Origin of the sequence: uncultured Bacteroides sp. (assembly GCF_947632445.1) — a bacterium.
Classification (GTDB): domain Bacteria; phylum Bacteroidota; class Bacteroidia; order Bacteroidales; family Bacteroidaceae; genus Bacteroides.
Window position 1 is genome coordinate 24,886 of sequence record NZ_CANRPM010000030.1, and the last position, 10,352, is coordinate 35,237.

Genomic DNA, 10,352 nt, shown 5'->3' on the forward strand with positions numbered 1-10,352 from the left:
AAAGTATATGGACGATATAATTAAAGATTTTGGTTTCGCTACCGATTCACCGAAAATTATCAAAGTCATCGGAGTGGGTGGAGGAGGCGGTAATGCCGTTAACCACATGTATCGTGAAGGTATCCACGATGTAGCTTTCGTGGTGTGTAACACCGATCGTAAAGCTCTTGAAGAATCCCCCGTCCCTGTAAAACTTCAGTTGGGACACGAAGGACTGGGAGCGGGTAATCGCCCGAATAAGGCTAAAGAAGCTACCGAAGAAAGTATTGAGGAAGTAAAGAATATGCTGAATGACGGTACGAAGATGGTTTTTATCACGGCTGGTATGGGTGGAGGAACAGGTACTGGAGCTGCGCCGACTATCGCTCGCATCGCCAAGGAGATGGACATCCTGACCGTAGGTATTGTCACTATTCCTTTCCGTTGGGAAGGTGACAAAAAAATCGACCAGGCTTTGGATGGTGTGGAGGAAATAAGTCGTCATGTAGATGCCTTGCTGGTTATCAATAATGAGAAATTAGGTGAAATCTATTCAGACCTTTCTGTAACCAGTGCTTTTGCCAAGGCCAACGACACGCTACTGATCGCAGCCAAGAGCATTGCTGAAATCATTACGATGCGAGGGGTTATTAACCTTGACTTTAATGATGTAAAAACCGTGATGAAAGACGGCGGTGTAGCTATTATGAGTACCGGATATGGTGAGGGGGAGAATCGTGTGAGTGAAGCTATTAAAAATGCTCAACATTCACCTCTGCTTAATAACAATGATATTTTCAACTCAAAAAAGGTACTGCTTAATATTTCCTATAGCCCAGATCATGAATTGATGATGAGTGAGATGGATGAAATAAAGGATTTCATGAATCGCTTTAATCGTGATTTTGAAACAAAATTCGGCATGGTGGTGGATAAGGAATTGGGCGAACGTGTAAAGATCACTCTCCTTGCGACGGGCTTCGGCATTCAGGATATTCACATGCAGGAAATGGACGCTCGTCTGAGCCAACGTAGTGCTGAAGAACAGCAGCGCTTGGCCGAGCTGGAGGAAGAGGAAGAACAGCGTCGTACACGCCGGGAGATCTACTATGGAAAAGATGCGAATAACCGTGCAAAACGGACACGCCGTCGTCATCTTTATATTTTCTCTCCTGAAGATTTAGATAATGCGGAAGTGGTGGAAATGGTGGAAAATTCGCCGACTTATTTGCGTGATAAAACTACGCTGAATGCGATCAAAGCTAAGGCTGAGGAACAAAACCGGCAAGCTGCTCAAGAGGCCGGTGGCACGGAAGATGGAGGGATTATCAGCTTTGTGTAATTCCGATTAATTAATTAAATTTTATATTGATACAATGGATCTATTTGAGAAAGTCAGTGAAGACATTAAAACCGCAATGAAGGCCAAGGACAAAGTGGCCCTTGATACTCTGAGAAATATTAAGAAAGTGTTTTTGGAAGCCAAAACAGCTCCGGGCGCTAATGATGTTCTGCCGGATGATGCTGCTTTGAAAATCATTCAAAAGTTAGTAAAACAGGGCAAGGATGCTGCCGAAATCTATGTACAACAAGGACGTCAGGATTTGGCTGACAGTGAATTGGCACAGGTAAAAGTTATGGAAGCTTATCTGCCGAAACAAATGAGCCCTGAAGAATTGGAAGCAGCCCTGAAAGAAATCATTGCCGAAGTGGGTGCAACCGGTGGTAAAGATATGGGTAAGGTGATGAGTGTAGCCAGCAAGAAATTGGCAGGATTGGCTGAAGGCCGTGTTATTTCTGCTAAAGTGAAAGAATTGTTAGGATAATTCTTCTTCCAAGTAAAGTGAAACCCATTATCTTCGTTTAGGATCTCGTATAGGATTCGAACGAAAATAACGATACTGTTCCCAAAATGATTTGTGGGGCTCATTTTGGGAACAATTACCCCACTGACAATCGACATTAACACTGAAAATCAGTGGATTTGTTCGTTTTGTTGTCAATCTTGAAAAGATGATTAATCACGATTTTGGGGAGTATTGGTTTTGATATACTCTTCAGGATTATTTTTTATTTTTTGAAGTTCCTTTTCCCGCCAGTCCTCAATGGCTTTTTCTATTAGCCCAGCTTGAGCTGTAGCCAACTTTTCCATCACGAGCTTATTCGCGGCAAGTTCGGCTTCCAATTTCCCCTTATTCTTTTCCACCGAAATTTGAACAGCGGTGTTAACTTCATCATTTACGTCTGAAATCCGTTTTTCAGATAAAACTTTAACACGATGCATTTCGGCTCTTAATAGATCATCATATGGCCCCGATGCAATCATCATCTTGAAGAATGTGGGGGCTGTTTCTATTATTATAAACAGCAACATTATAAACAAAGATGTGATGTAGGTTGCTTGACTCTCATCTTTTAGTTCAGAGAAGGCTGTCATTTTAGCTTGGAATCCTTTATATTCAACATCCAGTTTATCTCTAAAAGACCCCCTTTCCTTAATTTCTCTTTCAGACCATCCTTCATGTCGAACATTTGCCTCATTAATAATTCTATTTAACGAGTCAACAGCACTTTGCAATCTGGCACATTCTTTTGTGGTTTCACTCTGCTTTATATTCATCAAATCTCTAAGGTTAGCGTCCGAAGCAGCTACTTCACCTTGTTTGCGTCTAATTGCAGCAGACAAAATGTTTTTTTGTGCTACGGCATTAGTTTTTTTACCCTGGAGGGAACTCAATCTGCCAATTATGTCGTTTCGTATAGAATCAGAATTTCCAGGATCCATCTTGCTAAGTTGATTCCTTAAAGGATTAATTTGAGCGTCTAGGCTATTTATTATAGTTTCGACACCATCTTTTTGTGTCTGCAAATCATGTATATCCGACAACAAAGAATTTGTTACAGCACTACTTGTTGTAATTTGGGAATCAAACATGGTTACACCATTCAAAATGTCATCACGCTTTTGAGAAATAGAATCCCTTTCATGTACCGTAGCACTTATTTTTGCAGCTACTAAATCATCTTTGTCCTGTTCAATCCTAATATCAATTGCATCCTCAAAAATTTTCAGTTCCAGCGGTGTTGATATGACTATACCCCAAAATATAGCCATAATAATTCTTGGCAAACCAGAATAGAATTCTCTCCAACTTATTGTAACCTTACCATCTGAATACATGGTATTTACTATGAATCTATCTAAGTTAAATATTAGCAACCCCCAAAAGACACCAAAGAAGAAAGCAGAATATCCGTTATAGAAAACAGAATATAATGCATACCCTCCCGATAGCATTGCCATCAGAGCTGTAAACAGAATAGTACCTCCAATTCCTGCATATTTAGCATAATCCGTTGGACATTGCCTCAAAACTTCACGATTTGCGCCTGCGCAAATCCACAAAAACTCGTTAAGCCAACCTCCCCATTCAATTTTCTCTTCTTTGTTGTTAGATATATTGTTTGCTTCCATTGTTACTTTTTTGTTATATGATTGAATATGTTTTGAATTGATTGTTTTAAGCTAAATCGTGGAAGTGGAGGTGACAGCTCTACATTTATCCCTATATCCTTTAGAGAAGGGACTTTGGGTATTTCTGTATTCATCATTCCAATTTTTATATTGGGAAAAGATACGCTTACGTGGTATTTAGGTTGTTTTATTGTTAAAGACATGTTGTTGATGATGTCAGGAGTTGGTACGAGCAATGTTTTTACTTGTGGAATGGGCAGCATTCCTATTTCAATCTGCTTTTCCTTCTTCCCAAATTCATCTTCTGCCGACAAGACACACACCATTGCTTTCTTTGGTTCTATAATTTTTGTTCCAAAAGGTTGTATTTCTTCATCATCTAACCAAACCTTCTTGGCATTCTTAACCTTCCATGAGAGTTTGACGGGTATCGTCGGAAATATATAGTATTTGTCAGCAGTGAATTCTATTTCGCATTCGTCGAATACTTCAATCGAGACTTCTTTCGTTATCGCTTGTCCATCGGATGTCTTTATTGACAATTCAAAGGTCGTACTTTCTGAAAGACTTGTGATAAACGTTCCATGTTTCTTACATTGTTGAACTTTTGTGCCTCTCCCCTTGCTGAGGATGATCTCGGCATCAAAAGGAACATTCCAGTCCAATTCGATGGATTGGGTATTGCGTGCGGCTTTGGACGTTGAGGCAGTGAAAGAAACCTTTTGTTGTAACAGACAAGACCCGAAAGGAGCCAATTCATCAATGCTCCTATGACCAAGATAATCTTCTAACACTGCTAACATTTCGGGGAATTCATTCCCAAGAGAGTAGATGTCTTTGTATATTGGTGCATTCTTTATGTCTATAAAGTCTTCTTTAGAGAAAAGGAGACGGTCGGCATCTGCAACCTTATACTTATCTGCCAGAAAGGGGGCTTCTGCAATGGCGAGAATGCTAAGATATATTATCAGTTCCGAGAAATAATCTAATTTCTCAGAGACAGATTTGTTGTTTATTCGGGCAGGATGTTGATAATCAGCAAGACCTGTCACCGTGTCAGCCTCCCCTTTCAACCGTGGGCAATAAAAAGAGTCATAATCAACAAGATAAAGCTGATGATTCTTGTCAACAAGAATGTTCCCATGCTGCAAATCTCCATGTGCCAATGACCGAGAATGAAGCGCTTGTGTCATTTTGAGGAAATTGTTAGCAAGTGCAATTAACAGGCCTTTGGAATTTCGGTTTTGACAGATATAATCCTTGATCGTAATGCCGTCAATCCATCGCATTCTGGTTGTGGGATAGATATTGCCCTCCACATTGATACCTTTGTCGATGTACTGAAACTCACACAGGAAACTTAATTTCGCTTTTTTGATTGCGTCAGAAATGGTTTCGTAACGTTTCTTTGAATTCTTGATATCAGAATGCCAACAACGAAAAGCCCACTTTTCTCTATTAGCGGTTTTATATGGAAAAACAACAGAGAAGCCTCCTGTGTACGCAATAAGCCGACCTTTGGCATCTCTTTCAAAAGTGCCATTTTTTGCGTGATTATCTAGAACAAGAACGTCTTTGTTCTCAACGGAAGTTCTTATATTGGGTATTGTAGGCATTTATTCCGGTTTCTTAAATTTGTCAGATATTGAGAATGAAAGTTTTTCATACTCGTCTTTATTAGGTTTTACATATCCTTTTCTTGCTCCCCATTTTCCTGCAATTTTATCAGGATCATCTATCTCGCCTTTTTTAGTCGTGACTTTGTGGCCATTTCCACCTTTCCATTTGGATGAGATGCTTTCACTTTGCGATACTATGGCTTCCTCTAATGGCGTAAGGTCTTCAATTGACGACTTGTCCATAAACTCGCATAGCTTATCGACAAGTGGGGTTAATTCAGGATCGTTTTTCAGCCGACTGAATATCTTGGAAGAACCTCTTGACTGTATATCTTCTCCAGAAAACAGGAGAGTTTCTGTGTTCTCCATGTTCAAATCATTCCACAAAGAAGACATTTTGGTAAGAGCTTTTAGACTGAGATATATGACTAACTCGGAGAAATAGTCAGCCTTTTCAGAAACTTGTTCGTTTTTCCATCTTGCTTCATGCTGATACCCAACCAATCCTTTAATCTCATCTGGCATACCTTTTAGTCCTGGGACATACATGGAGTCATAGTCTACCAAAACCAATGAATGGTCAGGTTTGACCATGACGTTTCCGTGTTGTAAGTCACCATGAGAAAAATGTTTCGCATGTAAATCGGCTACCATCTTCTTGAAATTCTCTGCAATTTCATTGATGACATTGGATTCTGTAATATGTTCAGCCAAGAACTTCTTTAAAGATTGTGCATCCACCCAGTCCATTACAACTATTGGTTGTATCCCCAATGGAGTCATTATACCTTCTTCGAAGAAATCAAATCCTACGAAATAGGGCAAATTAGACTTCTTCAATGCATCCGCTATAACTTGAGTTCTGCGCTTTGCTTCAGAGACTTCTGCATGCCAACATCGTACAGCATACTTCTTAGAAGGGGTCTGATATGGGAACACCACGCAAAAGCCACCTGAATATTTGATAAGCCGAGCACCTTTTTCTATAGGATGCCCATCTTTCAGTACTGATGGATGAACCAATGCAGGTGTTTTTATACACGTACTATAAATGGGGATGGTAGGTAATGGCATGGCAGATTCTATTTCTTTTTCTTTGTCACATAATATCTTTCAAAAAGAAAATTCAATACTTCTTCTACAACTTTTTGAGTCCACTTGTATTTCAACTTGACCTTTTGTTTAGGAAATCTCTTTGGGAGAAACTGTTGAAATTCTGTCAAGAACTCTTTTTTAATGTCTTCCATATTGTTTTGGACAACATCAAAATTCTTAACGGCTTCATCTTTTTCCTGAGATGGATTCTCTTGGGGAGTCTTTGCATTCTCTATCGCATGGTTGGCAGAAATTTGAGATGATTCCATTTCTTCAATTTTGTCTGCATATTCGATTGTGAGATTCTCGGATTTGTCATTTTCAACAATTACCAATGTGGTGTCATCATTGTGCATTCCATTGTTTCTCCATTCGCAAACCAATGTCTCAAAATCATCATGTGAAGACAGTGACAACAATCGTTGAACATGCTTGGCAATATTGCCTTGTTTGTTATGTTCTGATAGAAATTCTGAAAATGGGTCAGATACTAACAGTAAATATTTACCTTCTGTCAGAGTACCTCCTATGTTTTTGGGTTCACCTTTTCCTTCTTTCGATGCATCGCTATCGAAGTAATCAGGATAGCTGTCAAAGGTTTGGGAAGCTTGTGAAGTATTAAACTTCACTTCGTTCCCATCCCATTCTATTAAGCATGAATCTCCAAGAACAGACCCGTTCCAATCATTACCATTAAAGCGAATGCCAACAAACGTTGCTCCTGCGGAACGACCATCTGCTAAATTTCGTTCGTTACGATAAATCCTATTTTCAGGAGCACCCTTATCCTTTAAGTTCTGAATAAAGTCATCAACTCTATTGCGCCATTCTTGACAAAGTGGTTTTATTGATTCTTTAGTGGGATTCCAGTCTTTGCGTTTAGTGAATGTATCGACTAAGAGTTCTGCCCAAATTTTTTGTTGCCACGTCGATCCCATACCGTCAGATACTGCGATAGATTTGGTGTCTGGATTAACACCAAACCTGTCTTGGCAATCTGCAAATGATTCAGCTTGCTTGTGAGTTATAAAAGCACGTATAACCATATATTACCAATTATAATCCTTTATCGCCTTGACCTTTGGAAGAACCAAAGTCTATGAGTTGAATTAATTGAACTCCATCTGCACCAAAGATGCAGCCACGGCAACCGTCTTTTGTTGGCAAATCATTCTTTTTAGCTGCAGCTTTGTAAGATTCAGGGACTTCACTTGTAATGTCGTATAAAAATTGAGCCTGCTCTTGGGAAATGTCAGACCTGTTAGATGGAAATACGACTTTACCATTTGACTCGTCTATCTGTGCATTAAAGATTAACACATTTCCATCATTGTTTGAAAGCTCCATTATCTCATTTGCCAATGAAACTGTTTCTCTCATGCAATTTTTTGGGTCTTTCCCTTCGTAATAAGGAACACCGTCTGAGATGTTAATAATAACAGGTGCAGGACCATCTACATTATCAGCCATCCATTTTTCAACTAAGTCCTTTGCTAATTGGAAAGCGCCAAGCATATTTGTGGCTCCATCTTTGTCAATGGGTTCCACCCATACAGGTTGCTTCACCTCAACTTCAACAAGTCCACCTGTGCCATCAGGAGTTTTCTTTTTGAGGGTTTCATACCTCAATGGATTTGCATCCAGGTCTTTAAGCCAACCAGAACATAGTTCTTTAACATTGTGATTATACCCAATCACAGAGATAAAGCAGCGATTTTTAGGGGCGTCACCATCGAAATTTTTCTGGATGATGTTGTCAATAACCTTATTGACGGCAAGCGTTGCGAACTTGGTACGTGTTGTGTCTTCATAGTTACTCATCATTGATCCTGACTGATCTAACAAAATAATCAGCAGACCAGGGGTTGCAGAGCTCCATTGTTTGTCATTCTTTGCCATATTACAATAAAATGTTCTGCCTTGGCCCCTATCAGCAGAGGATTACAATTTTAACGACGTTACACGCAAACAAAAAACGTGGAGCCAGTCTGTCACTCGCTTCACGCTCTAAAGGCTCTCGCATTGCCCAGTTTGTCGAAACGAGCAACGCCGAAAGCCCCACGCCGATGAATATATCAAATCCCCGACTCTGACAGCTCCTTCAGTCAAAAGCATCAAAGAGGAAGTGTATAAACATCCCAAGGGCGTTCCCGTTGCTTTGTTTTTGACAAACTGTTCGAACGTGCGAGATTCTTAGAGCGTCAAAACCAAAGCGTCCAGAAAACGCTTATGTCTGTATGTAGTCCCACCCAACCGATCAACCATCATAGATGAAATCATCTTCGGCGTGGAACCGATTGTAAAGCTACTCAATTTTTCTCAATTACCACAATTTTGGCAGCGCATGAGTGTGATTTTAGATAAAATTAGCTTATACTAACGTGAGTTCGACGAATTCAGAATAAGGCAAGCTGTGTATCAATAGTCCTCTTAACCTTGACACTCGGTTTCTTTGGAAAGTAGCAGTATGCAGTGATTGCACTCAAAATGTTGACAATAAAATTATCAAAGGCTCTGTGCTTTGAATGTTCCATTTATACTATATTCTTGAGTTCGTCATTGACGGTTTCGATAATGGCCCGTTTCCTGAGGAGTAGTTATAACAATTTTCGCTAATCATCAAATCCATATTATTGATTAGATTGCTTCCAAAAAGTGCATACGCCTTCGATTTGCTTTTGCCGTCAATCGTTTCATCACTGTTGGTAAACCATTCGACAAATCTTGCAGCCTTCGTATTCGGAAAAGACTTTGCCAATAGTATAACTCCATTAAAGTCAAGAGTATCAGATAAACGTCGCTTGCCATCTGGAGCAGTAAGTTTTAACTGGTTAGTAACACTAACCAGTTCAGCATTTTCTTTTTTGAGCTTGGTTTTTAGATATTTCCAATAATTGCGATTCTTTTGATAGTCGTCCTGATCATTCAGAACTCCTATAATATCCAGCACAGAGAACCACCATTTGGAATGTTCCTCGTCCCATATAGCCCGTACTTCTCGGTCATTATAAAATCGAATGGATATTTTGTTCATCATTATTCCAATAATTTATCTTTATCCGAACTCAAATGTGGCGCATTATAACTTCTCGGAATTCGTACTACATAGACAGACTCCTCCACATTGGAATCTATAAGATATTGAATATCTTCTTTTGTGTATTTTTTACGATTAAAGAAATCCATACGTATTCTGCTTAACTATTCTTCTTGTAATTCTTCACCTGCTTCAGTACTTTCAGGAATACCTCTTCGTCCCATTGAGGCGGATAGCCCTCTTTGTAGAGAACATAGGTGAGTTGGTTGGCGAGTTTGCTTTTCAAATTATCATTATTCAGCCAGTCGGCATAGACGGCGGTGTCGTCTATCAGTGCTTTGATTTTCTTTGCCAATTCGATGCACCGTTCATTGGCATATTCAAACTGATGTTTGTCTCTAACCTCGACAAGCACATCGAAAAAAGCCTTCTCTTCAAAGGTAATCCCCAACTCCTTGAATTTTTCGCTATCGGCTTTAAGTTCCCTAAATATATTGACCAGTCTGTTTGATAAAGAGTTGATTTTATAGGAAACGATATCAACCACATCATTTACCACATTTTGCGTTACCTCGTTTGTGAAAGTGAGGTTATCGCGCGTATTGTAGGCATTGATCGTCTCTTCAAGCATCTTCTGGAAATGTTCGGCTTGAATTTTGTTTATCCGGCTGTAGGCTCTGATGACCTTAGCCACAAGTTTGCACAAAATTTGGAACTTGGTGAACGGCATCTTTATTTCATCGACCTCCTTGATGAACGAGTCGCTGAAAATGTTTTCCTCAATGCCTTCATTCATAACCCGTTCCACACCGCTTGCAAAGATTGCTTCCTGAACCATTTGCTCTACATGTCGGTTCATGCTGTTCGTATCGTGTTCGGTAGCGGTCATTTTGTTCACGTAAGAGCAGATTCCCATAAAACACTGGCTCCACGATACTTCTTTATCGCTTAAGATGCCGGCAGGGTTACAGATGTTGTAAGCCGAGCGCAGCCGTTTGACGTGTTCCTTGAAAAGTTTGAGGAATGAAATTTCTCCTTTTCGTTCCACGCTGTTGGCAAGGATATATTCCGCTGCTTCCTGAATGAATTGAAGTCTGGCAAGGTCATTGTTCCCGAAGAACCGGTCAAATACCAGCCCTGACAGCCG

The 10,352-nt window shown here is 39.9% G+C and carries 8 protein-coding genes and 2 pseudogenes; 2 read left to right on the forward strand and 8 right to left on the reverse strand.

The window, feature by feature from the left end; genetic code table 11:
• The first annotated feature begins 7 nt into the window (after positions 1 to 7).
• Entirely contained in the window at positions 8 to 1,321 is a 1,314-nt protein-coding gene (ftsZ, locus tag Q0Z70_RS07665; protein WP_298073508.1) for a cell division protein FtsZ, read from the forward strand.
• Positions 1,322 to 1,355: 34 nt separating this feature from the next.
• Positions 1,356 to 1,805 carry a GatB/YqeY domain-containing protein gene (locus Q0Z70_RS07670; protein ID WP_298073509.1) on the forward strand — a complete coding sequence of 150 codons (450 nt, stop codon included), beginning with the start codon at positions 1,356 to 1,358 and terminating at the stop codon, positions 1,803 to 1,805.
• A gap of 191 nt (positions 1,806 to 1,996) precedes the next feature.
• Here Q0Z70_RS07670 and Q0Z70_RS07675 read toward each other — a convergent pair whose 3' ends face one another.
• The 8 genes and pseudogenes from Q0Z70_RS07675 to Q0Z70_RS07710 form a co-directional block, all read right to left on the reverse strand.
• Positions 1,997 to 3,454, reverse strand: a complete 1,458-nt coding sequence (locus Q0Z70_RS07675; RefSeq protein WP_298073510.1) for a DUF4407 domain-containing protein — start codon at positions 3,452 to 3,454, stop codon at positions 1,997 to 1,999.
• Between the two features lie 2 nt (positions 3,455 to 3,456).
• A complete protein-coding gene (locus tag Q0Z70_RS07680) occupies positions 3,457 to 5,070 on the reverse strand; it encodes a serine/threonine-protein kinase (protein ID WP_298073511.1) in 1,614 nt (537 codons plus the stop codon).
• Positions 5,071 to 6,147, reverse strand: a complete 1,077-nt coding sequence (locus Q0Z70_RS07685; RefSeq protein WP_298073512.1) for an AarF/UbiB family protein — start codon at positions 6,145 to 6,147, stop codon at positions 5,071 to 5,073.
• Positions 6,148 to 6,155: 8 nt separating this feature from the next.
• Positions 6,156 to 7,214, reverse strand: coding sequence for a protein phosphatase 2C domain-containing protein (locus tag Q0Z70_RS07690; protein ID WP_298073513.1), 1,059 nt, complete (start codon positions 7,212 to 7,214; stop codon positions 6,156 to 6,158).
• A 10-nt stretch (positions 7,215 to 7,224) separates the two neighbouring features.
• Positions 7,225 to 8,067 (reverse strand): vWA domain-containing protein, encoded by an 843-nt coding sequence (locus Q0Z70_RS07695; RefSeq protein WP_298073514.1) that lies wholly within the window; start codon positions 8,065 to 8,067, stop codon positions 7,225 to 7,227.
• A gap of 497 nt (positions 8,068 to 8,564) precedes the next feature.
• Positions 8,565 to 8,765 (reverse strand): annotated as a pseudogene (locus Q0Z70_RS07700) (transposase); the annotation flags it as partial.
• 38 nt (positions 8,766 to 8,803) lie between these two features.
• Positions 8,804 to 9,217 (reverse strand): annotated as a pseudogene (locus Q0Z70_RS07705) (BRO family protein); the annotation flags it as partial.
• 148 nt (positions 9,218 to 9,365) lie between these two features.
• Positions 9,366 to 10,352 (reverse strand): DUF3387 domain-containing protein (locus tag Q0Z70_RS07710; RefSeq protein WP_298073515.1); only part of this gene is annotated, 987 nt, incomplete at its 5' end.

Bases quoted from the DNA above. Each gene is read 5' to 3' on its own strand.
- ftsZ (WP_298073508.1), top strand. From the start codon at position 8: ATGGACGATATAATTAAAGATTTTGGTTTCGCTACCGATTCACCGAAA.
- Q0Z70_RS07670 (WP_298073509.1), top strand. From the start codon at position 1,356: ATGGATCTATTTGAGAAAGTCAGTGAAGACATTAAAACCGCAATGAAG.
- Q0Z70_RS07675 (WP_298073510.1), bottom strand. From the start codon at position 3,454: ATGGAAGCAAACAATATATCTAACAACAAAGAAGAGAAAATTGAATGG.
- Q0Z70_RS07680 (WP_298073511.1), bottom strand. From the start codon at position 5,070: ATGCCTACAATACCCAATATAAGAACTTCCGTTGAGAACAAAGACGTT.
- Q0Z70_RS07685 (WP_298073512.1), bottom strand. From the start codon at position 6,147: ATGCCATTACCTACCATCCCCATTTATAGTACGTGTATAAAAACACCT.
- Q0Z70_RS07690 (WP_298073513.1), bottom strand. From the start codon at position 7,214: ATGGTTATACGTGCTTTTATAACTCACAAGCAAGCTGAATCATTTGCA.
- Q0Z70_RS07695 (WP_298073514.1), bottom strand. From the start codon at position 8,067: ATGGCAAAGAATGACAAACAATGGAGCTCTGCAACCCCTGGTCTGCTG.